At 63.5% G+C, this 25464-nt stretch carries 27 protein-coding genes; 19 read left to right on the top strand and 8 right to left on the bottom strand.

All coding sequences use genetic code 11. The annotated features are described in order from the left end of the window. Positions 1-56: 56 nt before the first annotated feature. Positions 57-1373 carry a phosphoribosylamine--glycine ligase gene (gene purD / locus C84B14_RS06015; RefSeq protein ID WP_353222588.1) on the bottom strand — a complete coding sequence of 439 codons (1317 nt, stop codon included), beginning with the start codon at positions 1371-1373 and terminating at the stop codon, positions 57-59. Positions 1374-1558: 185 nt separating this feature from the next. Between purD and C84B14_RS06010 the strand changes: the two genes are divergently transcribed. Together C84B14_RS06010 and C84B14_RS06005 are read left to right on the top strand one after the other, a co-directional pair. Next, entirely contained in the window at positions 1559-2371 is an 813-nt protein-coding gene (locus C84B14_RS06010; protein WP_353222586.1) for a UDP-2,3-diacylglucosamine diphosphatase, read from the top strand. Positions 2372-2454: 83 nt separating this feature from the next. Then, positions 2455-2979 (top strand): NUDIX hydrolase, encoded by a 525-nt coding sequence (locus tag C84B14_RS06005; protein WP_353222584.1) that lies wholly within the window; start codon positions 2455-2457, stop codon positions 2977-2979. Here the strand turns inward: C84B14_RS06005 and C84B14_RS06000 are convergent. Continuing rightward, a complete protein-coding gene (locus C84B14_RS06000) occupies positions 2927-3592 on the bottom strand; it encodes a 4'-phosphopantetheinyl transferase family protein (RefSeq protein WP_353222582.1) in 666 nt (221 codons plus the stop codon). The two genes, C84B14_RS06005 and C84B14_RS06000, sit on opposite strands and share 53 nt — an antisense overlap. Before the next feature lie 80 nt (positions 3593-3672). Between C84B14_RS06000 and C84B14_RS05995 the strand changes: the two genes are divergently transcribed. Then, a complete protein-coding gene (locus C84B14_RS05995) occupies positions 3673-5001 on the top strand; it encodes a cytochrome P450 (RefSeq protein WP_353222580.1) in 1329 nt (442 codons plus the stop codon). 9 nt (positions 5002-5010) lie between these two features. Further along, positions 5011-6966, top strand: coding sequence for a non-ribosomal peptide synthetase (locus tag C84B14_RS05990; RefSeq protein WP_353222578.1), 1956 nt, complete (start codon positions 5011-5013; stop codon positions 6964-6966). A gap of 278 nt (positions 6967-7244) precedes the next feature. Here the strand turns inward: C84B14_RS05990 and C84B14_RS05985 are convergent, their stop codons facing one another. Further along, positions 7245-8006, bottom strand: coding sequence for a lysophospholipid acyltransferase family protein (locus tag C84B14_RS05985; protein ID WP_353222576.1), 762 nt, complete (start codon positions 8004-8006; stop codon positions 7245-7247). 12 nt (positions 8007-8018) lie between these two features. Then, complete coding sequence (locus C84B14_RS05980) at positions 8019-8645, bottom strand: lysophospholipid acyltransferase family protein (protein ID WP_353222574.1); 627 nt, start codon at positions 8643-8645, stop codon at positions 8019-8021. A gap of 237 nt (positions 8646-8882) precedes the next feature. On the opposite strand from C84B14_RS05980, the gene C84B14_RS05975 reads away from it, so the two are divergent. From C84B14_RS05975 to C84B14_RS05950, 6 genes are all read left to right on the top strand, one after another. After that, positions 8883-10355, top strand: coding sequence for a nicotinate phosphoribosyltransferase (locus C84B14_RS05975; protein WP_353222572.1), 1473 nt, complete (start codon positions 8883-8885; stop codon positions 10353-10355). A gap of 7 nt (positions 10356-10362) precedes the next feature. Beyond that, positions 10363-10989, top strand: a complete 627-nt coding sequence (gene pncA, locus C84B14_RS05970) for a bifunctional nicotinamidase/pyrazinamidase (RefSeq protein WP_353222570.1) — start codon at positions 10363-10365, stop codon at positions 10987-10989. A 96-nt stretch (positions 10990-11085) separates the two neighbouring features. Beyond that, complete coding sequence (gene thiC / locus C84B14_RS05965) at positions 11086-12957, top strand: phosphomethylpyrimidine synthase ThiC (protein WP_353222568.1); 1872 nt, start codon at positions 11086-11088, stop codon at positions 12955-12957. Positions 12958-13043: 86 nt separating this feature from the next. Next, positions 13044-13433, top strand: a complete 390-nt coding sequence (locus C84B14_RS05960) for a DUF3015 family protein (protein WP_348765121.1) — start codon at positions 13044-13046, stop codon at positions 13431-13433. Between the two features lie 232 nt (positions 13434-13665). Next, entirely contained in the window at positions 13666-14598 is a 933-nt protein-coding gene (locus C84B14_RS05955) for a histone deacetylase family protein (RefSeq protein ID WP_353222567.1), read from the top strand. A gap of 566 nt (positions 14599-15164) precedes the next feature. After that, positions 15165-15452: a ComEA family DNA-binding protein gene (locus C84B14_RS05950; RefSeq protein ID WP_353222565.1), complete on the top strand. Its 288-nt coding sequence runs from the start codon at positions 15165-15167 to the stop codon at positions 15450-15452. Between the two features lie 55 nt (positions 15453-15507). Here the strand turns inward: C84B14_RS05950 and C84B14_RS05945 are convergent, their stop codons facing one another. After that, positions 15508-16173, bottom strand: a complete 666-nt coding sequence (locus C84B14_RS05945) for a glutathione S-transferase (protein WP_353222563.1) — start codon at positions 16171-16173, stop codon at positions 15508-15510. An 89-nt stretch (positions 16174-16262) separates the two neighbouring features. After that, positions 16263-16541 (bottom strand): DUF3634 family protein, encoded by a 279-nt coding sequence (locus C84B14_RS05940; RefSeq protein WP_353222561.1) that lies wholly within the window; start codon positions 16539-16541, stop codon positions 16263-16265. Positions 16542-16583: 42 nt separating this feature from the next. Between C84B14_RS05940 and C84B14_RS05935 the strand changes: the two genes are divergently transcribed. Continuing rightward, positions 16584-16982: an RNA-binding S4 domain-containing protein gene (locus C84B14_RS05935; protein ID WP_348765126.1), complete on the top strand. Its 399-nt coding sequence runs from the start codon at positions 16584-16586 to the stop codon at positions 16980-16982. Positions 16983-17001: 19 nt separating this feature from the next. Here the strand turns inward: C84B14_RS05935 and C84B14_RS05930 are convergent, their stop codons facing one another. Further along, complete coding sequence (locus tag C84B14_RS05930; RefSeq protein ID WP_353222559.1) at positions 17002-17532, bottom strand: pilin; 531 nt, start codon at positions 17530-17532, stop codon at positions 17002-17004. 319 nt (positions 17533-17851) lie between these two features. On the opposite strand from C84B14_RS05930, the gene C84B14_RS05925 reads away from it, so the two are divergent. From C84B14_RS05925 to C84B14_RS05910, 4 genes are all read left to right on the top strand, one after another. After that, positions 17852-18328, top strand: a complete 477-nt coding sequence (locus C84B14_RS05925; RefSeq protein WP_353222557.1) for a hypothetical protein — start codon at positions 17852-17854, stop codon at positions 18326-18328. A gap of 98 nt (positions 18329-18426) precedes the next feature. After that, entirely contained in the window at positions 18427-19095 is a 669-nt protein-coding gene (locus C84B14_RS05920) for a dienelactone hydrolase family protein (RefSeq protein ID WP_353222555.1), read from the top strand. Positions 19096-19266: 171 nt separating this feature from the next. Next, on the top strand, positions 19267-20079 hold the full coding sequence (locus tag C84B14_RS05915) for a crotonase/enoyl-CoA hydratase family protein (RefSeq protein ID WP_353222553.1): 813 nt from the start codon (positions 19267-19269) through the stop codon (positions 20077-20079). Next, positions 20076-21110 carry a sodium:calcium antiporter gene (locus C84B14_RS05910; RefSeq protein WP_353222551.1) on the top strand — a complete coding sequence of 345 codons (1035 nt, stop codon included), beginning with the start codon at positions 20076-20078 and terminating at the stop codon, positions 21108-21110. The genes C84B14_RS05915 and C84B14_RS05910 overlap by 4 nt, the downstream gene beginning before the upstream one ends. Here C84B14_RS05910 and C84B14_RS05905 read toward each other — a convergent pair. Then, complete coding sequence (locus tag C84B14_RS05905; protein WP_348765132.1) at positions 21107-21673, bottom strand: type I phosphoribosyltransferase; 567 nt, start codon at positions 21671-21673, stop codon at positions 21107-21109. The two genes, C84B14_RS05910 and C84B14_RS05905, sit on opposite strands and share 4 nt — an antisense overlap. A gap of 199 nt (positions 21674-21872) precedes the next feature. Between C84B14_RS05905 and C84B14_RS05900 the strand changes: the two genes are divergently transcribed. The 4 genes from C84B14_RS05900 to C84B14_RS05885 all read left to right on the top strand — a co-directional run bounded on the left by C84B14_RS05900 (position 21873) and on the right by C84B14_RS05885 (position 25439). Next, the gene (locus tag C84B14_RS05900; RefSeq protein WP_353222549.1) at positions 21873-22997 is read left to right on the top strand and encodes a zinc-dependent alcohol dehydrogenase family protein; all 1125 of its coding nucleotides are present in this window, start codon (positions 21873-21875) and stop codon (positions 22995-22997) included. A 172-nt stretch (positions 22998-23169) separates the two neighbouring features. Beyond that, entirely contained in the window at positions 23170-23622 is a 453-nt protein-coding gene (locus C84B14_RS05895) for a plastocyanin/azurin family copper-binding protein (RefSeq protein ID WP_348765134.1), read from the top strand. A 162-nt stretch (positions 23623-23784) separates the two neighbouring features. Next, on the top strand, positions 23785-24894 hold the full coding sequence (locus C84B14_RS05890) for an alkene reductase (RefSeq protein ID WP_353222547.1): 1110 nt from the start codon (positions 23785-23787) through the stop codon (positions 24892-24894). A 170-nt stretch (positions 24895-25064) separates the two neighbouring features. Beyond that, on the top strand, positions 25065-25439 hold the full coding sequence (locus C84B14_RS05885; RefSeq protein WP_348765136.1) for a GFA family protein: 375 nt from the start codon (positions 25065-25067) through the stop codon (positions 25437-25439). Positions 25440-25464 lie beyond the last annotated feature (25 nt).

Raw genomic sequence — 25464 nt, 5'->3', positions numbered from 1 at the left:
CGCTAGATTCCTTGGAACAGTCTGATCGCGAAAAGGCAGGTCTTGTTGATTATCGTTCATTGTGGCGCCGACGAGTCATCGCGCGATATCGCCCGATGACCGATATCACGACGATACATCGCCTTGCGCCAGCTTATTTTTTCGACCCCAGCATAGGCGCGTGACTGGGCCTGGGCAACGTCATCGCCGAGGGCGCAGACACATAGTACGCGTCCACCGTCGGTCACCACCCTATCGTTATCGGCCAGTCGGGTGCCGGCATGAAATACCTGTGCGCCGGCCGCCTCGGCGGCCTCCAGGCCGGTGATTTCGTCACCCTTGTCATAGCTGCCGGGGTAGCCGCCGGCCGCCATCACCACGCCCAGCGCGGCGCGCGTATCCCATTCGGCTTCTACCTGGTCGAGTCGGGCATCCAGTGCCGCTTCGATAAGGTCTACCAGATCGCTTTGCAGGCGCATGAGGATGGGCTGGGTTTCGGGGTCGCCCAGACGAACGTTGAATTCGAGCACGCGGGCGTCGCCGGCCTCGTCGATCATCAGGCCGGCATAGAGAAAGCCGGTAAAGGCGTTGCCGTCGGCCGCCATGCCGGCCACGGTCGGTTCGATGACGTCGGCCATCACGCGCTCGAAAATGGCGTCGGTCATGACCGGGGCCGGAGAATAGGCGCCCATGCCGCCGGTATTGGGGCCGGTATCGCCATCGTAGGCGGCCTTGTGATCCTGGGAGCTGGCCAGCGGCAGGATGTTCTTGCCGTCGACCAGGGCAATGAAGCTGGCTTCTTCGCCGGTGAGGAAGCGTTCGACCACGATACGGGCGCCGGAGTCGCCAAAGGCGTTGTCTTCGAGCATGTCGCGCGCCGCGGCGAGGGCTGTCTGTTCGCTATCGGCGAGGAAAACACCCTTGCCGGCGGCCAAGCCGTCGGCCTTGACCACGATGGGCGCGCCCACGTCGCGAATATAGGCGGCCGCCTGATCGTATTCGCTGAAAACCGCATAGTCGGCGGTCGGAATCGCGTGGCGGGCCAGGAAATCCTTCGAGAACGCCTTGCTGGCTTCCAGGCGCGCCGCGTCGCGGCCCGGGCCGAAACAAGCCAGGCCAGCCTGCTCGAAGCAGTCCACGATGCCCGCGGCCAGCGGCGCTTCGGGGCCGACTACGGTCAGGGATATGGCGTTGTCTAGGGCGAAATCGCGCAGCGCATCGATATCGGTGGCGGCAAGCGCAATATTCTCGACGCCGGGCATACGGGCCGTGCCGGCATTGCCGGGTGCCACATACAGCTGATCGACCCGCGGCGAGGCCGCGATCTTGGTTGCCAGCGCATGTTCGCGCCCGCCGTTACCCACGATAAGAACCCGGTGTCGTTTCGCTGTCATCTGTTGTCTTGTCGTCGAGAAAGAAATGCTGCCGCGGCGCGGCCCGAGCGGCGCCTGCGGCGAAGCTTAGCAAAAGCGTTTCTGAAAGAGTTCGTTCCGGCCTGTCATGAAAACGCCATTAAAGCGTCACCGAACCGTGATTTGTGCGTTCTAGGCTGCAACCGAATCCGTTACCGGAACAGGCCATGCCAAAAGACAACACGCAACGCCCGCCGCTACGTTATCGCAGCGTATTCATCTCGGACGCACATCTGGGCACGGCCGGCAGCCAGCCCGAGGCGCTGTCGTCGTTTCTCAAGCACTGCGAGTGCGAGAAGCTGTATCTGGTCGGCGATATCATCGACGGCTGGCGGCTGCGCTCGACGTTCTTCTGGCCGCAGGAGCATACCAACGTCATCCGCCGTATCCTGACCAAGTCGCGACGCGGTACGCAGGTCTACTATGTAACCGGCAACCACGACGATTTCCTGCGCAAGTTCGTCGACTACGAACTGAAGATGGGCAATATCCAGATCGTCAACGATGCCGTCCACGTGACCGCCGACGACCGCAAGCTGTTCATCATCCATGGCGATCTGTTCGACGTGGTGACCCGCTACCACCGCTGGGTGGCCCGTATCGGCGACGTTGCCTATGTGACGCTGCTGCGCGTCAATCGCTACTTCAACAATGCGCGGGCACGGCTGGGCTACCCGTATTTCTCTCTGTCGGCCTATGCCAAGCACAAGGTCAAGTCGGCAGTGAACTTCATCAGCGAGTTCGAAAAGGCGGTGGCCCACGAGTGTCGGCGTCGCGGCTTCGACGGCGTGGTCTGTGGGCATATTCACCATGCCGAGATGAAGACCATCGAAGGCGTGAGCTATTACAACTCCGGCGACTGGGTGGAATCGGCCAGCGCGCTGGTCGAGCACTTCGACGGGCGCATGGAAATCGTCTACTGGAACGATATCAAGGACATGATCAAGCCCAGCAACGTCCACCCGCTGCGCGTGGCCTGACCACGCACGGCACGGCCTAGCAGCACCAACGCGCGGGCGGCTGCGGTTAAACTGGCGGTGTTGTTCACGAGCCCAACACCGATATGTCTGCCGATCGCACCCTTTATGAAGGCGAATTCCTGCGTCTCAAACGGCGCGACCACTGGGAATATGTGGAACGCGTCAATGCCCGCGGCGTGGTCGTGATCGTGGCCGTGACCGATGATGACGAACTGCTGCTCGTCGAGCAGCCGCGGCTGCCGCTTCAGGCCGATGTGATCGAGCTGCCAGCCGGTCTGGTCGGCGACATCGCGGGTGCCGAAGACGAAGCCATGGAGCTGGCCGCGATACGCGAGCTGGAAGAGGAAACCGGCTATCGCGCGCAGGGCATGACGTTTCTTGCCGAAGGCCCGCCCAGCGCCGGGTTGTCCAGCGAAACACTGAGCTTCTATCGGGCCGGTCGGGTCACGCGGGTCGATGCCGGCGGCGGCGATGACAGCGAAGACATCATTCCGCATGCGATACCGCTGGGCGAGGTGGAGGCCTGGCTGGTCGAATGCGAGGCCCAGGGCAAGATCATTGATCCGAAGATTTATGCGGGCCTGTATTTTCTCGGCCGGGAAGACTGAGTTCACGTAGATCGACCGGTCCGATCGGGCGGTCGCTGGCCAGACAGGCCGCATAGCCGGCATCCAGATCCAGCGCCTGCAGGTGCCAGTCCCGTTCGTCGAGCCTGGCCGTCTCACCGGCCAGCTTCAATGCCCGAATGCGCTTGAGGCCGACCCGGCCACTGGCCTTGACCGTGGCCTCGCGGGCACACCAGTAGTCGAAGAACGCCAGCGGCGTATGTTCGACGTGGGCGCGTTCAGCCGTGTCGAGCAGTCGCGCCATGCGCTTCATGTCGCGCAGGCGCCGGTATTCCACGTCCAGACCAATGCTTGCCTCATCGCTCAGCGCACAGGCGACGAGCCGCTCGCTGTGGGAAATGCTGAATGACGGGACGCCGTGAATGCGCGGCTGGCCACTGGCGCTGAAACCGATGTGTTCTAGCGTGTTCTCGGCATGGCCGGCCGCAGTCAGCAGCTGATCCAGTAACCAAAGCCCGGCCCGCGTGCGGCTGCGTGCGCCGTCGTCTGCCATGCGATCGATGCGTTCTCGGTAGGCCGGCGGGTCGTACCGTCGCCGTTCGGCCAGCAGTACTTGATCGTGCGTACCCAGGAAGGTGTAAAATACACGTAACATAAAAACAATCGATTTGAGTCCAAGCCGCGCAGCCGTTTGCCCAGGAGACAGGGGCCGCGTATCGACCGGGTCGTACCCAGATGTCCAGCAGCCTATCCGATATTGTCTGCGCCGCCGATAAGGCCGGCCCGGGCGCGCCGTTCGATGTCGCGCCGGATGATGCAACGCGGCGCATGCTCGTGCGTTGGCAGCACGTATACGGGCCGGTGTATCGCATCCCCGCGCCGCAGGGCGGCGCGCGCCGCTGGGTCGTGCATGACCCGGCCTTCGTGCAGCACATCATGGTTCGGCGCGCCGCACGCTATGGCAAGGGCCTGGGTCTGGATCGCGTTCGGCTGCTGCTCGGCGAAGGCATCATGGTCAGTGAGGGCGCGTTCTGGACGCGCCAGCGTCGGCTCATCCAGCCTGCGTTCAAGCCGCGTCGGCTGGCCGACTTCAACGCCATGATCGGGCACGAGAACCTTGCCCTGGCCGAGCGATGGCGTGCAGCGGCATGCGACGATACAGCGGTCGATGTCGCTGCGCATATCAGTGAACTAACGCTGGTGATCGTGCTCAAATCCATCTTCGGCGCCGACTACTCCCGGCTGGTCGAGGGCGCGAGCAACCCCTTTTCGCTGCTCAGCGAAGAGGCGACCCGGGATCTGCGTTTCGCCGCCCGCTTTCATCGGCTCGGCCGGGTCGTGGAATCGATTATCGATACGCGCGAAGACAGCGACGAGCGGCCCTTCGATTTTCTGGGGCATCTGCTGGCTGCCCGCGACCGGGATGGCGAGGCCATGAGCCGGCGTGCGTTGGTCGATGAGGTGATGACGCTGATCGTGGCCGGCCATGAAACCACGGCCAGCGCTCTGGCCTGGGCCTGGTACGAAATCGCGCGCCACCCCGAGGTCTGCGCGCGGGCTCAGGCAGAGGTCGACGCGCTGGACGAGCAGGACATCCCCGGTCTGGTCGACCACGCCAGTGATCGGCTGCGCTTCATCGATGCCGTGATCCATGAGACGCTGCGGCTGTATCCGCCGGGCTGGCTGCTGTCGCGCCGCGCCGTCGAAGCCGACGCATTCGGTGATTACGAGATCGCGGCAGGCGATCAGATTCTGATCAGCCCCTATGTTCTGCATCGCGATCCGACCTACTGGAGCATGCCGGATTGCTTTTCGCCGGCGCGTTTTCTACAACAGGGCGTGCCTTCACAACGCTTTGCCTATATGCCGTTTGCCGCCGGCCCGCGCCACTGCGTGGGCGAACATATGGCCATGACCGAAATGCGGGCGCATCTGGTCACGATGCTGCGCCGTTTTACGCCGGTTTATGCCGGCGAACATCCACCCATGCTGGAATCGCGGATCAATCTGCGGCCCGGCGACGGCGTGCCAATTCGTTGGCGCGTCAGACAGGAATTGTCCTAGAGGTTTCTCATGCCCGTTTTCAATACGCTCGCCGACGCACTGGATACGCATAACGACTCGCCGCACGGCATTGTCTTCATCGACGGCGCCGACGAAGAGCGCGGTCTCAACTACCGCATGCTGACCCGGTCAGCCGAGGACCGTCTGGCCGTGCTGCAGCAGCTGGGCATGACGACCGGCGAGCCGCTGATTCTGTTCGTGGAAGACAACCTACGTTTCCTGCAGTTCTTCTGGGGCGCGATCTATGGCGGCATCGTGCCGGTACCGATCGCGGCCGGCGCGACCGCGGCCCAGATGGACAAGCTGCTGCGCGTCTGGCGGCATCTCGACGAACCGCGGCTGGTGGCCGCGCCAAAACATATCGAGCGCCTGCGTGAGCTGCTCGAACAGCGCGGCGAGCAGGCCGCGAGCGAGCGCCTGGGCGAGCGCGCACTCTCCGATGAGCCGCCGGCCGTGGACGTTCCGGCCCGGCGGGCTACGCTGACGCCCGAGCATACGGCGTTCATCCAGTTTTCCTCGGGTTCCACCGGCGATCCGAAAGGCGTCGTGCTCACCCATGCCAACGTGCTGGCCAATATCGAGGCGATCAGCAGCGGTTCCCGGTTCGGCGCCGACGAGGTGGCGTTGTCGTGGATGCCGCTTACCCACGATATGGGGCTGATCGGTTTTCATCTCACCCTGGTCTGCAACGGCTTTGCCCACTATTTGATGACGCCGGATCTGTTCGCGCGCCGCCCGCTGCTATGGCTCGAAAAGGCGGCCGAAACGCGGGCCACGCTGCTGTGTTCGCCGAATTTCGGCTATCGCCACACGCTGCGGGCGATTTCGGCAAAGGGGCGGCCGGATCTGGACCTGTCGTACGTGCGCCTGATCTACAACGGTGCCGAGCCGATCGCGCCGGCGCTGGTGCGCGAATTCCTCGATACGCTGGCGCCCACCGGCCTGAAGGCGACGACCATGTTCGCCGTCTACGGCCTGGCCGAAGCGAGTCTCGCAGCCACATTCCCGAAGCCGGGGCGCGGCCTGCGCAGCGTATCCGTGGCCCGTGGTGAACTGGGCGTGGGCGATACGGTGCGCTACGACGACGGCGCGCATGCGCTGGAACTCGTATGCCTGGGCACGCCGGTTAAATCGACCGAGCTGGCGCTCGCCGATGCCCAGGGCCAGGCCGTCGCCGACGGCGTGGTCGGCCGGGTACTTATTCGCGGTGCCAACGTCACCGGCGGCTATCACGACAATCCGCGGGCGAACGCCGAGGCGCTGATGGGCGACGGCTGGCTGGATACCGGCGATCTGGGCTTTCGTCACGAGGGCGAACTCGTGATCACCGGCCGGGCGAAGGAAATCATCTTCGTCAACGGCCAGAACCACTATCCGCAGGATATCGAGGCGTTGCTGCAGGATCTGCCCGGCGCAGAGCTCAACAAGCTTGCGGCGGCTGGCGTACAGGCGCCGAGCACCACCGAGCAGGCGCTGGTGCTGTTCGTGGTGTTTCGCGGTCATCTGGAGGATTTCGCCGACATCGCCCGGGGGCTGCGGGGTGCGCTCAACCAGCGCGCGGGCCTCGTGGCATCGCAGGTGCTGCCGATTGCGCGCATGCCCAAGACCACCAGCGGCAAACTGCAGCGTTCGCTGCTCGCACGCCAGTATGCCGAGGGCGAATTCGACCAGATCGCGGAGCAACTCGATACCTTGCTCGATTGCGAAGACGGCGGCGACACGGCGGCCGAGAGCACCGATCTTGCCGTCGAGCTCAAGGCGATTTGCGACGAAGTCGTGCCCGGCCGGGACATCGGTTTCGAAGACGATCTGTTCGAAATCGGCCTGTCCTCGCTGGAGCTCGCCCAGATTCACGAAGGCATCGAAACGCGTTGGCCGAACCGGCTGGAGATGACCGATCTGTTCGATTACCCGACCATCAACGCCCTGGCAGCCTACCTGCAGGCCGATACCGCCACGGCGTAGGGCCGGTTAACCCGAGCGCCAATCGTCGCCTTGCCCTGCAGACATTCGCCGGGCAAGGCGAGAGGCCAGATGTTGGGTGCGCCAAACGAGCGACGCGCAACGTTGCGTCGTGGATTTTTCGGACGCGAGCCGTCGGGACGCGGCCCCCGCGTCGTTATTCAAGGCGCGCCATCAGGCATTGCAGCTCGCTCATGTCGCAAAGCGACAGCCCGCTCACCGCGCAGTGTCTTGCACGAAAGCGGGCCGCGGCGCGGCGATTTCGTCCGCGTTCACACGCCCTAGTCGTTGCGGGTGGTTTCGGCGCCTGAGGTGGAGCTGCGCGGCTTGCCCAGTTTCTTCGGCGGCCGCGGCGTCGTTCCGGCCAAACGATCGGCCTCGCGGGTCAGCGCGTCCAATTGCGAGCCCAGGGACTCGGCGGCGGCCTCGATGTTGTCGCCGCGGGCAATGCTGAACGGCTCGCCAATGGTGATCGTCACCCGCGCGAAGGGCTTGGGAATGATCAATCGATCCCATGAGTCGAGCTGCCAGTAGCGGTCGGCCGAAAACGACAGCGGCAACAGGGTGGCCTGCGTCATCTGGGCGAGCATGAGCGTGCCCGGCTTGGCAACGAAGCCCGGCCCGTGCGGCCCGTCCGGATGGATGATCGGCGACACGCCGGTTTTCATTACGCCGTAGAGATCGCGCATAGCGCGGGCGCCGGTACGCGTGGCCGAGCCGCGGATGATATGTGCGCCCATGCCCTCGACCACGCGCGCCGTGATTTCACCATCGCGTGAGGGCGATACCAGAAATCCGGGTCGCAGTCCGCGTGCCCGTGCCTGCAGCAGATAACCCACGCTTGCGCTCAAACGCTGGTGCCAGCAGCACGCCAGCAGCGGCCGCCCGCTATCGATCGCCTGCGAAAGCTGGGCGTCGCCGCTGACATGCTGGATACGCCAGCTTGCCAGCAGGGCACGCGCGGTGGGCCTGAGCAGGGATACGCCAATACCCAGGCCAAGCCGGCGGGCGACGCCGGCCTGGCGCTCACTGTCTTGATTCATCGATAACCGATCCTACGGGGGTGCATTCCGGGCGGTTTCGCACAGCGCATCGAGGCGCCGGCCGAGTTGTTCTGAAATGGCCTCGGCCTCGTGCTTGTCGTGCAGCGGGCCAATGGGCCACGGCTCGCCCAAGGCGATTTTAAACCGACAGAACGGCAAGGGCACCTGAAAACTGTCCCAGGAGTTCACCTGCCAGAAACGGCTGCTGGCAGCGCCCACGAGCAACAGCGGTGAGCCGGTTCGACTGGCCAGGATCACGGCACCGGTCTTGAACACGCGGGCCGGACCACGAGGGCCGTCGCCGTACATCATGGGCGATATGCCCTCGGCCACGGCAGCGGTGAGTGCCTGCATGGCTTCGCGGCCGCTTCGGCTGGAGGAGCCTCGGATCGGGGTCACGCGATGGTTGTGGGCGACGCGCGACATGAATTCGCCTTCTCGCGATGGACTGATCAGAAAGCCGATATTCATGCCTCGATCCACCAGCGAGCGCAGAAACAGGCCGCTGGGGACCAGGCGCTGATGCCAGGCACAGGGCACCACGGGCCGCCCATCGGCGAGCACTTTTTCCAGGTACTCGCCGCCGGCCACGATCTCGATGCGACAGCTCAGACGCAGCAGCCAGATATAGCCGGCCATGCCCCATTGCGCCGCTGCTCGGGTCAGGCGTTGCCACCGCGTCGGGGGGCGCCGCTTACGCGCCTTTCGAGGCGGCGATTGCGGTCGATCGATCGCGGCCGGGCTGCGTTTGTTTTTCTCCATCGCAGCGAGCTTGCGGCTCGAGCGTAGCCCGTGCAAGTTCGTGTGCCGGATGGCGAGTTGAAAGTGCCGGCAAACGTTCGCATTCTAATCGGACCATCCCGGAATGTTTCGCTTATGTCCTTGCTGGGGCAACTCTATGGTCGTGCGCCCGCGCTGCTGACCGACCTGTATCAGCTCACCATGGCCTATGCCCACTGGCATAACGGCTCGAGCGAACGTGAAGCCGTGTTTCATCTGTTCTTTCGCGAAGCACCGTTCGACAACGGGTTTGCGATCGCCTGCGGGCTGGAAACGGCGGTCGAATACGTGACCCAGATGTCGTTTTCCGAGGCCGATATTGCCTATCTGGCAACGCTTGAGGACAACGCCGGCGGCGCGCTGTTCGACCCGGCATTTCTGGACTATCTGCGCAATCTGCGTTTTACCGGGGATATCGACGCCGTGCCCGAGGGCACGGCGGTATTCGCGCATCAGCCGATGCTGCGCGTGCGTGCGCCCATCCTGCAGGCGCAGCTGCTCGAAAGCGCGCTGTTGAACATGATGAATTTCCCGACCCTGGTCGCGACCAAGGCTGCCCGGATAGCCCATGCCGCCGGCGACGATCCGGTGCTCGATTTCGGGCTGCGCAAGGCCCAGGGCATCGACGGGGGCGTATCGGCGGCACGGGCGGCCTATATCGGCGGCTGTGCGGGCACTTCGAACGTGCTGGCCGGGCAGCTTTTCGGCATTCCGGTATCCGGCACCCATGCGCACGGCTGGGTCATGGCCTTCGACGACGAAATCGATGCCTTCGATGCCTATGCGGCCGCGCTGCCGGAAAACTGCGTCTTTCTGGTGGATACCTACAACACCATCGACGGCATCAAAAACGCGATTCGCGCCGGCTTGAAGCTGCGCGAAAGCGGCCACGAAATGGCCGGAATCCGCCTGGATTCGGGCGATCTGGCCGAGCTGTCGAAAACCGCGCGGCGCATGCTCGATGCGGCCGGCTTCGAGAACGTACGCATCGCGGCCAGTTCGAGCCTGGACGAGAACGTCGTCGCCGAGCTCAAGCGCGAAGGCGCGCCGATCGTGCTCTGGGGGGTCGGCACGCGTCTGACCACCGCCCAGCCCGATGCTGCCCTCGATGGCGTCTACAAGCTGGCCGCGATTCGCAGCGATCGCGGCACCTGGTCGTATCGGATGAAGCTCTCGGACACGCCCGGCAAGCTCACCCGTCCCGGCGTGCATCAGGTACGCCGCTTTACCGACGAGGGCGCGCCGTTTGCCGATCTGCTGTTCGACGAGGCCGCGCCGAAAACCGCCTGGGCCGGCACGTCGGGCGAAAGCTGCCACCAGTTCGACCCGCAGGCGCCACATATCGACCTGCTCACCGGCGTGGTGCGTAACGGCCAGCGTACCGGCAGCGCGCCGGCTCTGGCCGATGTACGTGCCCACGCGGCAGAACAGTTTGCCTACTTCGCCGAGCGTAGCGACTACCCGGCATTGATCGATCGTTATCTGGAAGAATCGACGGACGCGCTGCGTGACTGGCTGGCACGCAGAGACAATCCGCCGGCCTCGCGTTCCGGCAAGATTGCGGAGTGAATCCGATATGAAACAGGCGCTGCTACTCGTCGATATCCAGAACGATTTCCTGCCAGGCGGCGCGCTCGCGGTCGCCGAAGGCGATGCGGTGGTACCGGTGGCCAATGCCCTGATGCCGCGTTTCGACCACGTGGTGGCGAGCCAGGATTGGCATCCGCCGCGCCATCTGTCGTTCGCAGCCGAGCATGCCGGCTACGAGCCGTTTCAGGTCACGCAGCTGGACGGCTACGACCAGATTTTGTGGCCCGAGCACTGTGTGCAGGGCACGCCCGGGGCCGGCTTTGCAGCAGCGCTGGATGTGGCCGGTATCGATCACGTGGTGCGCAAGGGCACGGACCCGCGGATCGACAGTTACTCCGCCTTCTACGACAACCACCACCGCCAGGCCACCGGGCTGACGGCGCATCTGCGCAACGCGCAAATCGATCATGTGGTGGTACTCGGGCTGGCCACCGATGTGTGTGTGAAGTTCACCGTGCTGGATGCGCTGGCCGAAGGATTCGGCGTGACGCTGGTGCGCGATGGCGTACGCGGCGTGGATATGCAGCCCGGCGATTGCGAGGCCGCGATCGAGGCCATGCAGGCCGCCGGGGCGGCAATCGTGGACAGTGCGAGCCTGTCGCGCGCCGGCTAATGACCCGCACAGCGGCGCCCACACGCTTGTGCGCGGCTTTTATTGCACATTGCAGGTTGGTAGATTGAAAGACTACTCCCCCGACGGCAAACCGATATGAGCGCTGTTCCCAAAGATCTGGCGGTGTCCGCGCGTCTGGCCGACGAAATGCGCGAGCCGTTTCCCAATTCCCGCAAGATTCACGAAACCGGCTCGCGGCCGGATATTCGTGTGCCCATGCGCGAGGTCAGCCAGTCGAACACGCCGGCGACGTTCGGCGTGGAAAAGAACCCGCCGATTACCATCTACGACTGTTCCGGGCCTTATACCGACCCCGAAGCCGCCATCGATCTCACCCGCGGTCTGCCCGCACTGCGTGCAGCCTGGATCGAAGAGCGGGGCGATACCGAGCTACTCGAGGGCCTGTCGTCGCAGTTCGGCCGCGCCCGCGCCGAGGATGCCTCGACCGGCCACCTGCGCTTTCCCGATGTGCGGGTGCCGCGCAAGGCCAAAGCCGGCGCCAACGTCAGCCAGATGCACTATGCGCGTCAGGGGATCGTCACCCCGGAAATGGAGTTCGTGGCGATTCGCGAAAACGCGAAGATCGACGCGATAAAGGACTCGCGCCTGCTGCGTCGTCATCCGGGTGAGGGCTTCGGCGCCAATCTGCCCGAACATGTCACGCCCGAATTCGTGCGCGACGAGATCGCCGCCGGGCGGGCCATCATTCCCAACAACATCAACCACCCGGAATCCGAGCCGATGATTATCGGCCGCAATTTCCGGGTGAAGATCAACGCCAATATGGGCACCTCGGCGGTGACGAGTTCGATCGCCGAGGAAGTCGAAAAGATGGTCTGGGCCGCGCGCTGGGGCGGCGACACGATCATGGATCTGTCCACCGGCAAGCACATCCACGAAACTCGCGAATGGATCATCCGCAACGCGCCGGTGCCGGTGGGTACGGTGCCAATCTACCAGGCGCTGGAAAAGGTCGACGGCAAGGCCGAAGAACTGACCTGGGAGATGTATCGCGACACGCTCATCGAACAGGCCGAGCAGGGCGTCGATTACTTCACCATCCATGCCGGCGTGCGCTTGCCGTTCGTGCCGATGACCGCCAATCGGGTGACCGGCATCGTCTCCCGCGGTGGCTCGATCATGGCCAAATGGTGTCTGGCCCATCACACCGAGTCGTTTCTCTATACGCATTTCGAAGAGATCTGCGAAATCATGAAGGCCTATGACGTTGCCTTCTCGTTGGGCGACGGCCTGCGCCCGGGCGCGATTGCCGACGCCAACGACGAAGCCCAGATGGCCGAACTGCGTACGCTCGGCGAGCTGACCCAGATCGCCTGGAAGCACGACGTGCAGGTGATGATCGAAGGCCCCGGCCATGTTCCCATGCAGCGCATCAAGGAGAACATGGACGCCGAGCTGGCCGACTGCCACGAAGCGCCGTTTTACACGCTCGGCCCGCTGACCACCGATATCGGCCCCGGCTACGATCACATTACCTCGGCGATTGGTGCGGCCCAGATCGGCTGGTATGGCACCGCGATGCTTTGTTACGTCACGCCCAAGGAGCATCTGGGGCTGCCCGACAAGGACGATGTCCGTGAAGGCATCATCACCTACAAGATCGCCGCCCACGCCGCGGATCTGGCCAAGGGGCATCCGGGGGCGCAGATTCGCGACAACGCGCTGTCCAAGGCACGCTTCGAATTCCGCTGGGAGGATCAGTTCAATCTCGGGCTCGACCCGATGAAGGCGCGTCAGTTCCACGACGAAACCCTGCCCAAGGACAGCGCCAAGGTGGCGCATTTCTGTTCCATGTGCGGGCCTAAGTTCTGTTCCATGCGTATCTCGCAGGAAGTACGCGAATTCGCGGCCGAGCGCGGTATCGAAACCCCGCAGGATGCGATCGATGCCGGCCTGGCGGAAAAGGCCGAAGAATTTCGCGACGGCGGCAACGCGCTGTACAAGTGAGTCGATGCTGGCCGATTCAGTAATAGTTCATGCGCAGGTGCCTAGCCTCGCCTGCGTAATCGCCAAAAGCCTAGTGGGAGTAACGAATGAATAAAAAAACCAGCAGCTGGACGCGTGGTCTTGCCCTTTGCGGCGTGGCCGCGATAGGCCTCGGCCTTGCCACCAGCAGTTCCGCCCGTGATCGCGATGATTTGATCACCACCGCCAGCACGGCCGGCACCACGGCCTATATCGTGGGCAAGAACATCGACGACGATTTCGCCCAGGCCCAGGACTTCGCCGATACGCAGTCGGTGGCCCTGCGCCGTGAAGCAGCCACGGGTGAAGGCGAGAATCTCGATGCGCTCGCGGCCCTGCTGCACGAAGAAAACCCGGACGCCTTCGGCCAGTGGATGCAGAGCAACTACAGCACGCTGTATGGCCCTGACGTAGCGGCTGAGAGCAACGTGGTCGATCGTATCGTGGCCATGCGTTAGCCAGTGACGCCAACGCCGGCCGCGAACGCGCGAGCCGGGTAAGCGTCAGCCGAAAAACGCCGCCTTGTGCGGCGTTTTTTTTATGGCCGGAGCAGGGCCGGCGGATTTTGCCCAGGCCCGTACCGACTTTCGGCTGACTTGCATTGCGCCGTGCGGTGTTGTTCGATGCGCAGGATATCTCGGCGCCGAAGTCTGGCGCCGTACTACCTGTCGGTATTCGGACGATTCCTCTATGACCACTGCGTACTTCAGCCATTCGAGTTGCCCGCTGCACGATATGGGGCGTGGCCACCCCGAGGCGCCGGCACGACTGGTCGCTATCGAAAAAGGCATGAGCGTGGTCGGGGCAGACCGCCGTGTGGCCCGCCGGGATGCGCCGCAGGCACCCCTGGACGCCATCAAACGGGTGCACAGTCCGGCCTACGTCGACGAACTCGTGACTTTCGCGCCCACGCGTGGCCGCGTGCGTCTGGATGACGACACCTACATGAATGGCCATAGCCTGACCGCCGCGCTGCATTCAGCCGGTGCGGTGGTGGCCGCGACGGATGCCGTGCTGGCAGGCGAGGCGGCCAACGCCTTCTGTGCCGTGCGCCCGCCCGGCCACCATGCCGAGCGCGACCGGGCGATGGGCTTTTGTTTCTTCGACAACGTCGCGGTGGGCGCGGCGCACGCATTGCATGCCCACGGGCTGCGGCGCGTGGCGATTCTCGACTTCGACGTGCACCACGGCAACGGCACCGAAGACGTGCTCGGCAACGAACCGCGCGCGCTGTTCTGTTCCAGTTATCAGAGCCCGCTTTTTCCCTTCACTTCGGATGACAACGGCCACGACACGCTGGTCAAGACGCCCCTCAAGGCCGGCACCCCGGGCAGCGTGTTCCGCCAGGCGGTCGAGCGTGACTGGCTGCCGGCCCTGGATGCATTCGCGCCCGAGATGATCTTCGTGTCGGCCGGCTTCGATGCCCATCGCTCGGATCCGCTGGCCGACCTCATGCTCGAGGCCGAGGATTACCAGTGGGTGACCGAGCGCATCGTCGAGGCCGCCGATCGTCTCTGCGACGGGCGGGTAGTGTCCACGCTGGAAGGTGGCTACGCTCTCGACGCACTCGCCGCCAGCGCGGCGGTACATATCCAGGCCCTGTGCGAAGCCGGAGAGCGCTGACGGCTTCACTTGCGGCCTGTCGTGTGCAGCGAGGGGCCGGGTGTGCTGACGCGGCTCATAGTGGACATCGGGGCAGCACGCGCAAAGCCAGGGTAGAATAAGACGCGCCAGACGCGATCGGCTGCAGCTGAAGGCTGATCGCAAGCGAGCTTGCGATCTCGAACACGATCCCACCAGATCACGAAGCACCGTCGTAGGTGCCTCATTCGCATGGTGCTGATAGTCCGTACCGGTTCGGCGCGTGTACGAAGCCCTGACGAACGCACCTTCGAAATCCCGCCGCAATCCAGGCTGTTGGCCTGCGCCGAGCCGGGTTATATGCCCCTGCGCCGGGATACCCTCAAGACATTGCCCGCTCGGGACGTCGCCGCGGCCTGAAACCGCCAACGATGCGCGGTGACAAGTTGTCGCTTCGGAACGCTGTTTCGATATTGAATTGAAAATCGCGCTAAATAATTGATGCTTCGTTCAATGAAAAGCTGTTCCAGGTGTAACAAAGGTTCAATTTGCGTCCTCGAACCAGCCTCGCTAGGTTAAAGCTTCTTTTGAAAATTGGGGTTTTTAAAATGAAGAATTTGTTACAGGTTCTGGTTCTCGTCTGTGCTTTGGTGATGAGCGCTGTCGCCATGGCGGCTGTCAACGTCAATACCGCGGATGCCGAAGCGCTGAGCGAACTGCCGTATATCGGTGAAGCCAAATCGGCTGCGATCATCGAAGAGCGCGAGGCACACGGCGACTTCGAATCCGTGGACGATCTGACCCGTGTCAGCGGTATCGGCAGCGCGACGGTCGATCGTATTCGAGATGAGGTTACGGTCGACGCCAGTACGGCTACGACCGACGGCGGTAGCTGATACGGCAACGCCCAAAGAGATCGACAAGGCCCGCCGACGCGCGGGCCTTGTCGCATCAGGCGTAGGCGTAGGGCCCGCCGGCTTCGAGCGCTCGCTGATAGGCCGGGCGCTCGTGAATGCGTTTGAGGAAGGCGGTGATATTCGGACAGCGGGCCTGGAGATCTACGCGTGCGCAAGCGGCCTCCAGGGGAAAGCTCATCATGATATCGGCGGCCGTGAAATGGTGATCCACGAACCATTCCTTCTGGCGTAGCTTGTGCTCGATATAGTCCATATGAAGGTTGAGCTGTGGCCAGATGAACTGTTTCTTTACGTTCATCGAAATCGCCTTGGCGATGGGCCTTATGAGAAACGGCGCCCGCTTCTCGACGGTATCGAACACCAGATGTAGCAATAGCGGCGGCATGGCCGATCCTTCGGCGTAATGCAGCCAGTAGTCATAATTCATGCGTTGGTCGCTGCCGCGCGGCGGGGCCAGCCGGCCGTTGCCGTGGGTTTCGACGATGTAATCGATAATCAGGCCGGTTTCGGCCACGGTACGGTCATCGTCGGTGATCAGCGGCGATTTGCCCAGTGGGTGCACTTTCCTGAGTTCGGCCGGTGCCAGCATGGTCCTGGGATCGCGCTTGTAGTGTCGAACCTCGTAGGGCAGTTCCAGCTCTTCGAGTAGCCAGAGCACCCGCTGCGAGCGCGAGTCCTCGAGATGGTGAACCGTGATCATGCGATTGTTCCTGCCGAAAAGACACCGGGCGTAAACATACGGCATTCGGTATCGGCGTGTCAGACCTTGGTCTAAAGCGCGAGACGGTTCTAGCCGCTTGCGCGACGACCGCCGCCGGGGCCAGGCGTGGTCGGCGGCGACCATACGTTGCGTATGGCCTGGCGCCCCTTGCTCGGAAAATCGCTGGAAAAGCGCAGGCGTGCCTTGCGCCCGGCACCCTTGCATTCGATTTCTCCCCGGTCGATGCCGTGCAGGCGCACCACATCGCGGACCGCGGCAAGAAAGCGTGGTGGCACACGGCCGGCTACGACCTCGACGCCCTCGGGCGTGGCGCGAAGTCGGTAGATCAGACGAAATCGGTCGAACACGCGATGGTTTGCCAGCCGTGAATTTGATGTCACAGTCTGCGGATGACGCAATCCGCGCACAATAACCCCGTCCGGGTCGATAAATGGCTCTGGGCGGCCCGGTTCTTCAAGACCCGTTCCATGGCCGCCAAGGCGGTCAAGGGCGGCAAGGTGCACGTCAACGGCAATCGGGCCAAGGCCAGCACCGGGGTCAAGATCGACGATCGCCTGGAAATCACCAAGGGCGAGACGGCGTTCGAGGTGGATGTGCGCGCGCTGTCCGAGCAGCGCGGCCCGGCCGCCCAGGCCGTGCAGCTGTATGAGGAAACGCCGGCCAGTCGCGAGCATCGTGAGGCCCAGGCCGGCGAACGACGCGCCGCGCGCATGACCATGCCGCGACCGTCGCTCAGGCCGGACAAGAAACAGCGTCGCGAGCTACGGCGCTTCAAGCAGGGCGAATGAAGCAAGCCGCGTGCTCGGCTCAGCGACAGCTTGCCGGCAGATAACGATCGGGCACACCGCCGCTAGCGGGCGCCACACAGTTCCAGCTGATCGAGCCGTTGTTGAAATCCGCTTCCAGATAGAGCAGGTCGTCTTCGATCGGCAAGCCGCTGTAGCGGATCCGGATCGACGGATCATCGGCGCTGTTATGCCACCAGATCCGTTTGACGTTGTTACCCGAGGCCGCGCCGGTATCGGAGCTGTTAGGCAGGTTCAGCGCGGCGAGCACGTCGGTCCAGTTGTTGTTGGCCACCGTGGGTAGCTCGCCGTTGACGCTGTAGTACTCGCCGACGGCCGTTTTCACCGGCGCTGCCAATGCCAGTCCTTCACTGACACGTGCGCGGGCAACGTAGTCGATATAAACGGGCGTCGCGATCGCGGCCAGAACACCGATGATCGCGACCACGATCATAAGCTCGACGAGCGTAAAACCGCTATCCGCTCGACGGGCCGGCGGCGGGCGGGTGAACGTGTCGGTGCACGGTGTTGCCGCCAGATGGAATGCTGCCATGATCTTGGGTAGGTCGACTCGCGGGCCCGTCTCTACTGCATCGGCCGCGGGCGGCAATCCTGAGTAGGTGTAGGGTTATTTATTATTGATTCGGCAACAAGACGGCTGCCCGTGTCAGCTGTTTTCAATGCCATCGACTGAAACGCCGGCGCCTGGCCGTCGTTTGCTCCAATGGCTTCACGGCCGCGGCGCGTGCGGGCATTCGCATACACGCGTTATCAGCCCGGAAAATTGTGTATTTTTATACTGGGTTAATAATTGCGAAATCGTGGACGACCTTGGAGGTCGAGCCCACCCGGTCCACTGAGGAGAACATGCTATGGCCGATCTTAGAAATGCCCGCCGTCTCGGTATCGCCGCCGCGATGGCAGTCACGCTCGTTGGCACGACCGCCTGCGGCGTGATCCTCTACCCCGAACGCAAGGGCCAGGTCGATGGCCGTATCGATCCGGCCGTGGCGGTGCTCGATGGTATCGGCCTGCTGTTTTTCATCGTGCCGGGCGTGATTGCCTTTGCGGTGGATTTCGCGACGGGTGCCATCTACCTGCCGGGCAGTGCCAGCAACACCACGCTGGACCTGGACGAGGCGGAACTGGTCAAGCTCAAAAACGGCGAGATGGATGCCGCGACCATCGAACGCATGATCGAAGAAAAAACCGGCGAGAAAGTGTCGCTGGCCGACCCGGCGCTGCGTGCCCGCCGCCCGGACAGCCAGGCCTGGCTGCCGCTGGATGCCATGCTCAACGATACCCAGTTCGCGGCGCTCACCGGCGTTCGTCAACAGGCAGCGCGATGATCGCGCGCTCCGCGGCGCGTGCCCGGCATGGCCGCGTTTAAAAACGGCGGTCGGGCGCGGTAGCATGCGGGTACGTATCCTCATCGAGTAACGTACTCATGTCTCAACAGATCGAATACAAGCGCCCTGACGGCGGTACGGCCAGCGGCTTTTATGCCGAACCGGCGAGCGCGAACGCGCCCGGCATCGTCGTCATCCAGGAATGGTGGGGCCTCAACGACCAGATCAAGCGTGTGGGCCAGCAGTGGACCGAAGCCGGCTATCGCGTGCTGGTGCCGGACCTGTACCACGGCGACAAAGCGCTGGATGAAAAGGAAGCCGAGCACAAGATGAACGAGCTCGACTTCGGCGATGCGGCCACCCAGGATATTCGCGGCGCGCTGCAGTATCTCAAGGCCGATAGCGACAAGGTCGGCGTGATTGGTTTTTGCATGGGCGGCGTTCTGGCCGTGCTTTCGGCCATGCACAACGACGAAACCGGCGCGGCCGTGTCCTGGTATGGCATTCCGCCGGAAGAGGCCGGGGACCCAAGCTCGATCGCCATCCCGCTGCAGTGTCATTTCGCCGAGCAGGACACGTTCTTCCCCATCGACCAGGCCGACGCGTTCGAACAGAAGCTCAAGGCGGCGAACGTCCCCTATGAAGCCTATCGCTACGATGCGCCGCACGCTTTCGGCAACGAAGACTGGGACTACTACGATCCCGAAGCGAGCAAAAAGGCGTGGGAGCGCAGCATGGCCTTTTTCGAAAAGCATCTGAAAGGCTGAACGGCCCCGCTTGAACGGCGATCAGGGCGGCCTCTTTCAGGGGCCGCCTTTTTGTTGCGCTTGCCGTGTTGCTTGTCCGGTTGACGAAACCGGCACGTCGTGGGGCCGGCGCGCGCTGGTCGATTGCGGTAAAACCCTGCAGAGTGTGTGCTTTTACGCCGGAGAATGCGCATGAGCGAATCGGACGAAACCGTTGTCGTCGAACACGAGGGCAGGCTGGCACGGGTCTGTCTGAATCGCCCGCGCAAGCACAACGGCATGAACATGGCCATGCTGGATGCGGTCAACGACACCGCGAGCACGCTGGCCAAGGATCGCGACGTGCGCGCGATCGTCATCCAGGGCAACGGGCCGTCTTTCTGTGCCGGGTTGGATTTCGGGTCGGTGATGAACGGGCCGTTGGCGGTCGCGCCCCTGATGGCTCAGCTGTGGCTGCCCTACGCCAATCGCTTTCAGCGCTGGAGCCTGGCCTGGCGGGATATCGGCGTGCCGGTGGTGGCCGCTATTCATGGCAACTGCTTCGGTGCGGGCATACAGCTCGCGCTGGGGGCGGATGTGCGCGTGGCCGCGCCCGACGCCCGCCTGTCGGTCATGGAGACCAAATGGGGCCTGGTGCCGGATATGGGCGGCGTGGCCCTGCTTCGCGAGCTGGTGCGTATCGACGTAGCCAAGCAACTGGTCATGAGCGCCAAGATCATCAGCGCGCGCGAAGCGCACGAACTCGGCCTTGTCACCCATCTCGACGACAACCCCGCCGAGGCCGCGCGTGATATCGCGCTGGAGATGAGCGCCTATTCGCCCGATGCGGTCGCGGCGAGCAAGTTCTTGCTGCAGGAATCCTGGGATGCCAGCGAGTCGTCGGTCACCGCCGCCGAGCGGCGCTGGCAACGCCGGCTGATCGGCCGCGCCAACCAACGCATCAGCGTGATGCGTAACGGCAAGGACAGCGACAAACCCTTCAAACGGCGAAGCGTGAGCAAGTGAGCTGGCTGTCGACGCTGGGCCTCGAAGCCAGCCTGGGGGTCTTTGCGCTGATCGCGGCGGTGATCGCCGTGGTCGGCACCCGCCTGACCCATATCGCCGACGATCTGGCCGATCGCACGGGCTTGGGCGAAGCGATCGCCGGCGCGGTCCTGCTGGGGGCGGCCACGTCGTTATCCGGCATCGTCGTATCGGTCACCGCGGCGCTCAAGGGCGAGCCCGAGCTGGCGATGAGCAATGCGCTGGGCGGTATCGCGGTACAGACGGTGTTCCTGGCCATCGCCGATGCCGTCTACCAGCGCGCCAATCTCGAACATGCGGCGGCCTCGACCGCCAATCTTGCCCAGAGCGCGCTGCTGATCTGCCTGCTGGCCCTGCTGTTGGTCGCGCCCTATACGCCGGCCTATACCGTGGCCGGCATTCACCCGGCTACGCTGGTGCTGTTTGCCGGCTATGGCTTTGGTCTGCGCGTGGTCAACGACGCCCAGCAGCTGCGCATGTGGGCCCCGCGCGAAACCGGCGAAACCCGCGATGACGAACCCGACGACGAAGCGCTGGCGCGCCCGCTGGCCTCGCTCTGGCTGAGCTTTCTGGCACTCGCGGCGCTGCTCGGTGTGAGTGGTTTCGTGCTGGAGATCGTGGCCAGCCGTATCGGCGCCCAAACCGGGCTCGGAGCGACCGCGGTGGGGGTGATACTCACCGCCATCTGCACCTCGTTGCCGGAGCTGGTGACCTCGGTCGCCGCAGTACGCCGGGGCGCGCTACAGCTGGCGGTGGGCGGCATCATCGGCGGCAATGCCTTCGACTGCCTGTTTGCCGGCGCCGCCGATCTGGCCTATCGGGATGGCTCGATCTACCACGCGATTCCCGAGCAGACCCTGCTCTGGATGGGCCTGTCGATTCTGATGACGGGCGTTCTGCTGCTGGGGTTGATCCGGCGCGAGAAGAACGGGGTGGGGAATATCGGTTTCGAAAGTGCGGCGTTGATCGTGCTCTACGGTTTTGGCATCGCCACCGCCGTGTTCGCAGCCTAGCGGGCTGTCTCGTCGGTGAAAACCGGCAAATGGCCCAGCGAAATGATGTGGTGCCAGTTTTCGCGCTCGCCTTCGGTGAGGATCGCGGTTTCGGCGGCCACGTGCGCGCCCGCGCGATCCATGATCGCGCGCATGGCCTGGAGGGTGGAGCCCGAGCTGATCACGTCGTCGAGCAGCACGATATTGGCACTGTCGACCAGCGCACGATCCTTGGCGTCGAGGAACAGCGTCTGTGGCTGACCGGTGGTGATCGACAGCGTCTCGGCCTTGAGCGCGTCGCCCATATACGGCTTGTAGTTCTTGCGCAGCACGATATAGGGCTTGCCCGTGGCGACCGACAGCGCATGCACCAGCGGGATCGACTTCGCCTCGGCGGTGACCAGCACGCTGTAGTCCACGGCTTCGAGCTTTGCCGCCAGCGCCCGGCTGGCGGTCTCCACCAGCTCGGTATCGCCGAGTACGTTGAGCACCGCGATACGGGTACCCGCGGCCACTTCGAACAGGGGCAGTTCGCGGTGCAGGCCGGCAATATCAATGGGGTAGGTTTCGGTGCTGGGGGTCATGTCAAAGCCTTTGCGAAACGCTGCACACGCAAAGCGCAGCGATCGTCGGGTGATGTCGTGATGCGCATAGTCTTGCACGACTGCTGCCCGCACTCGAAGCCCGTCGGTAAAATCCATACCCCCGAAACGTCATTTCAAATGATAGATTTGGGCACAGGCTGCCGCCGGCGCCGTCTTATTCCCAGGACCAGGAGTTCTTATGCAGACCCGAGCTGCCGTATTGCGCGAAATGTCCGCGCAACGCCCCTACAGTGATTCCCAGCCGCTCAAGATCGAGACCTTCGAGCTCGATGCGCCGCAGGCGGGCGAAGTGCTCATCAAGGTTCATGCGGCCGGGCTGTGTCATTCCGATCTATCCACCATCGACGGCAACCGTCCCCGGCCCACGCCCATGGTGCTGGGTCATGAAGCGGCCGGCGAAATCATCGAAGTCGGCCCGAACGTCAAGGGCTTCGAGGTCGGCGATCATATCGTGTGTTCCTTCGTGCCCAGCTGCGGCCACTGCGACTACTGTGCCGACGGCCGCGCCGCGCTGTGCACGCCGGGCGCACAGGCCAACAATGCCGGCACGCTCCTCGATGACGGCATTCGTATCAAGGAGCAGGGCAACGACGTGTATCACCATCTGGGTGTGTCCGGCTTTGCCGAACATGCCGTGGTACGCACCGAATCGTTGGTCAAGATCGATAAGAACCTCGACTTCGAGATCGCCGCTATCTTCGGCTGTGCCGTGCTGACCGGCGTGGGCGCCATGGTCCATACCGCCGGCCTAAGGCTGGGCCAGACGGTGCTGGTCGTCGGCCTGGGCGGTGTGGGGCTTTCCGCGGTGCTGGGTGCCATTGCCGGCGGCGCCGCGCAGGTGATCGCCGCCGATATCGACGACGACAAGCTCGAGCGTGCGCGCGAGCTGGGCGCCACCGCCACGGTCAATACCAAGGACGAGGACGCCCTCGACAAGATCAAGGAATGGACGAACGGCGGAGTGGACGTGGCCGCGGAATTCGCCGGCGTACAGCCAGCCCTGGAGTTCGCTTTCGCCGCGACCGGCAAGGGCGGCAAGACGGTCACCGCCGGCCTGCCGCATCCGGACGTGCGCCTGCCGGTGTCCCCGACGCAGCTCGTGGCCCAGGAGCGCACCCTCATGGGCTCGTATCTGGGTGGCCATGTGCCCAAGCTCGATATCCCCGAATACATCGCGCTCTACCAGGCCGGGCGTCTGCCGGTGGATCGGCTGCTTACGCACCGGCTCACGCTCGACGAAATCAATACCGGCTTCGAACGGCTGGCGGCCGGCGAGGCCATCCGCCAAGTGATCGTGTTCTAGCCGCGGTCAATGGCGATGCGTCAGCCCCGATTCAGCCGCCTTCACTAGACTTTGTTGCGATTGGGGCGGCGATAGGGTGGCCTTTGCTGATGCCGTGGCGAACCCGTCACAGCTTGCGTATCGCCGGTATTGCTTGCATTGTGCATAAACAAAATCAATGGAGATAAACGACATGTTGAAGAAGACGATCCTGTTCACGCTGTTCGCTGCGCTGTCTACCCTGGCGGTTGCTGCCCAGGCCAAGACGGTCGAGATCGAAGGCACCAACAGCCTGCGTTTCAGCCAGGAATCGATCACCGTCAAGCCGGGTGAAGAAGTCACGGTCAAGCTGGTCAACAACAGCAAGCTGCCGGCTGCGGCGATGGCGCATAACTGGATTCTGCTCAAGGCGGATGCCGATGCGGCCAAGGTCGACGAAGCCGCGATGAGCGCCAAGGCCAACGATTATGTGCCGGAAGAAATGAGCGACCAGATCGTCGCCCATACCGGCCTCGTCGGCGGCGGCGAATCCGATACGGTGACGTTCACCGCGCCGGAAGAGCCGGGCGACTACACCTATATCTGCACCTTCCCGGGCCACTTCCAGGCCGGCATGAAGGGCACGCTGACGGTTAAGGCCGAATAAGCGCAGCCAGGCGAGTTCAGGCCCTGTCGCGCTGCGGCAGGGCCTTTTTTGTGCCCGGCTTTGCGTTCGGCGCAAGAAAGCGTTGTGCACGACCGACTTGATTTGTCATTCGCGACCACCAATTCCTTGGCTATCACACGATCTTTCGATCAAGGAAATCCAATGGCTGTCGACAAACTTCTCTCGCCGATCGATTTCGGCGCCCTCCAGTTGCCCAACCGCGTGATCATGGCGCCGCTGACTCGCGCGCGCTGTCGCGATCAGGTGCCGGGCGAAATGCAGCGCACCTATTATTCCCAGCGCGCCGGTGCGGGCATGATCATCTCCGAGGCGACCAACATCTCGGAGTCCGCGCGCGGCTATGTATTCACGCCGAGCATCTTCACCGACGAACAGGAAGCCGGCTGGAAAGGCGTGGTGGACGCCGTGCATGACGCTGGCGGTCGCATGTGCCTGCAGCTGTGGCACGTCGGGCGCGTGGGCCATGAAATGGTGCATCCGGACGGGCGCAAGCCGGTCGCGCCGAGCGCCATTCGTGGCGAAGGCGCCCAGTCCTATGTCCAGTTCGAGGACGGCAGCGAAGGCCTGCAGGATTCCTCCACGCCGCGCGCGCTGGAAACCAAGGAAATCCCCGAAGTGGTCGAGGAATATCGCCAGGCCGCCATCCGGGCCAAGCGGGCCGGCTTCGATATGGTCGAAGTGCATGCCGCCAACGCCTATCTGCTCCAGCAGTTCATGGCCACCGGCTCCAACAAGCGTACCGACGCTTACGGTGGCTCGATCGAAAACCGGGCCCGTCTGCCGCTCGAAGTCGTCGATGCCGTCGTCGAAGTGATGGGCGCCGATCGCGTGGGTATTCGCCTGTCGCCGTTCATCGAAATCTTCGGGCTCACCGACGACGAGCCCAAGGCGATGGCCTTCTACATGGCCGAACAGCTCAACAAGCGCGGTCTGGCCTATCTGCATATCAACGAGCCCGACTGGGCCGGCGGCGATATCAAGCTCACCGACGAGTTCCGCCAGGCCATGCGTGAACGCTTCGCCGACGGCGCCTTGATCTTCTGCGGCCACTACACCGCCGAAAGCACCGAGGCGCTTATCGAGAAGGGTCTCGGCGACGGTGCGGCCTTCGGTCGTCCCTATATCGCCAACCCGGACCTGGTCGAACGCTTCCGAGTAGGGGCCGAACTCAACAAGCCGGACGAAGCCACCTACTACGGCGGCGACGAAAAGGGCTATACCGACTATCCGTTCCTGAGCGAACAGAACTGATCGGTTAACTCACAGCCCACGTCAAAAAAGCCGGCCGGTCGTGTGATCGGTCGGTTTTTTTATGTCAGTTGTTCAGGTATGACAGCGCCCGGTCGCAGCCGAGCTGCGGCGTGCGGGTACACATGCGCTATCTTGACGCGGTTGAAGGTTAGTGCCCGTGAGGAAACGTCATGACGGAATTTCGAAAGGCCGCCTGCCATTGCGGCGCGGTCGAGCTGACGATTGAATTCGATAACGGCCTCGAGAATCTCAGACGATGTGATTGCTCGCTTTGCAGCCGAAAAGGGTATGTGATGGCCAGCGTGCCCACGACCCATGTCACCGTCGTCAAAGGCGAAGACGTACTTTCGGTCTATCGCTGGGGCACGCGGGTGGCCGAACATTTCTTCTGCAGCCTGTGCGGCGTGTATACCCACCACAAACGACGTAGCAACCCGTCGGAGTATGGGCTGAATATTGCCTGTATCGAGGGCGTGAACGCGCTGGCGTTCGACCCCGTGCCGATCGGTAATGGCCACATGAATCGTGCGCTGCCGCCGGTTTGAATCGGGCAGTCCGTTGTGGGCGTAT

Source organism: Salinisphaera sp. C84B14, assembly GCF_040361435.1.
Taxonomy (GTDB): domain Bacteria; phylum Pseudomonadota; class Gammaproteobacteria; order Nevskiales; family Salinisphaeraceae; genus Salinisphaera.
Note: the sequence above shows the minus strand (reverse complement) of the source record. Positions and strands in the feature narration are given on the sequence as shown.

Excerpts from the sequence above, each read along its gene's own strand:
- purD (WP_353222588.1), bottom strand. The coding sequence starts at position 1,373 with ATGACAGCGAAACGACACCGGGTTCTTATCGTGGGTAACGGCGGGCGC.
- C84B14_RS06010 (WP_353222586.1), top strand. The coding sequence starts at position 1,559 with ATGCCAAAAGACAACACGCAACGCCCGCCGCTACGTTATCGCAGCGTA.
- C84B14_RS06005 (WP_353222584.1), top strand. The coding sequence starts at position 2,455 with ATGTCTGCCGATCGCACCCTTTATGAAGGCGAATTCCTGCGTCTCAAA.
- C84B14_RS06000 (WP_353222582.1), bottom strand. The coding sequence starts at position 3,592 with ATGTTACGTGTATTTTACACCTTCCTGGGTACGCACGATCAAGTACTG.
- C84B14_RS05995 (WP_353222580.1), top strand. The coding sequence starts at position 3,673 with ATGTCCAGCAGCCTATCCGATATTGTCTGCGCCGCCGATAAGGCCGGC.
- C84B14_RS05990 (WP_353222578.1), top strand. The coding sequence starts at position 5,011 with ATGCCCGTTTTCAATACGCTCGCCGACGCACTGGATACGCATAACGAC.
- C84B14_RS05985 (WP_353222576.1), bottom strand. The coding sequence starts at position 8,006 with ATGAATCAAGACAGTGAGCGCCAGGCCGGCGTCGCCCGCCGGCTTGGC.
- C84B14_RS05980 (WP_353222574.1), bottom strand. The coding sequence starts at position 8,645 with ATGGCCGGCTATATCTGGCTGCTGCGTCTGAGCTGTCGCATCGAGATC.
- C84B14_RS05975 (WP_353222572.1), top strand. The coding sequence starts at position 8,883 with ATGTCCTTGCTGGGGCAACTCTATGGTCGTGCGCCCGCGCTGCTGACC.
- pncA (WP_353222570.1), top strand. The coding sequence starts at position 10,363 with ATGAAACAGGCGCTGCTACTCGTCGATATCCAGAACGATTTCCTGCCA.
- thiC (WP_353222568.1), top strand. The coding sequence starts at position 11,086 with ATGAGCGCTGTTCCCAAAGATCTGGCGGTGTCCGCGCGTCTGGCCGAC.
- C84B14_RS05960 (WP_348765121.1), top strand. The coding sequence starts at position 13,044 with ATGAATAAAAAAACCAGCAGCTGGACGCGTGGTCTTGCCCTTTGCGGC.
- C84B14_RS05955 (WP_353222567.1), top strand. The coding sequence starts at position 13,666 with ATGACCACTGCGTACTTCAGCCATTCGAGTTGCCCGCTGCACGATATG.
- C84B14_RS05950 (WP_353222565.1), top strand. The coding sequence starts at position 15,165 with ATGAAGAATTTGTTACAGGTTCTGGTTCTCGTCTGTGCTTTGGTGATG.
- C84B14_RS05945 (WP_353222563.1), bottom strand. The coding sequence starts at position 16,173 with ATGATCACGGTTCACCATCTCGAGGACTCGCGCTCGCAGCGGGTGCTC.
- C84B14_RS05935 (WP_348765126.1), top strand. The coding sequence starts at position 16,584 with ATGACGCAATCCGCGCACAATAACCCCGTCCGGGTCGATAAATGGCTC.
- C84B14_RS05930 (WP_353222559.1), bottom strand. The coding sequence starts at position 17,532 with ATGGCAGCATTCCATCTGGCGGCAACACCGTGCACCGACACGTTCACC.
- C84B14_RS05925 (WP_353222557.1), top strand. The coding sequence starts at position 17,852 with ATGGCCGATCTTAGAAATGCCCGCCGTCTCGGTATCGCCGCCGCGATG.
- C84B14_RS05920 (WP_353222555.1), top strand. The coding sequence starts at position 18,427 with ATGTCTCAACAGATCGAATACAAGCGCCCTGACGGCGGTACGGCCAGC.
- C84B14_RS05915 (WP_353222553.1), top strand. The coding sequence starts at position 19,267 with ATGAGCGAATCGGACGAAACCGTTGTCGTCGAACACGAGGGCAGGCTG.
- C84B14_RS05905 (WP_348765132.1), bottom strand. The coding sequence starts at position 21,673 with ATGACCCCCAGCACCGAAACCTACCCCATTGATATTGCCGGCCTGCAC.
- C84B14_RS05900 (WP_353222549.1), top strand. The coding sequence starts at position 21,873 with ATGCAGACCCGAGCTGCCGTATTGCGCGAAATGTCCGCGCAACGCCCC.
- C84B14_RS05895 (WP_348765134.1), top strand. The coding sequence starts at position 23,170 with ATGTTGAAGAAGACGATCCTGTTCACGCTGTTCGCTGCGCTGTCTACC.
- C84B14_RS05890 (WP_353222547.1), top strand. The coding sequence starts at position 23,785 with ATGGCTGTCGACAAACTTCTCTCGCCGATCGATTTCGGCGCCCTCCAG.
- C84B14_RS05885 (WP_348765136.1), top strand. The coding sequence starts at position 25,065 with ATGACGGAATTTCGAAAGGCCGCCTGCCATTGCGGCGCGGTCGAGCTG.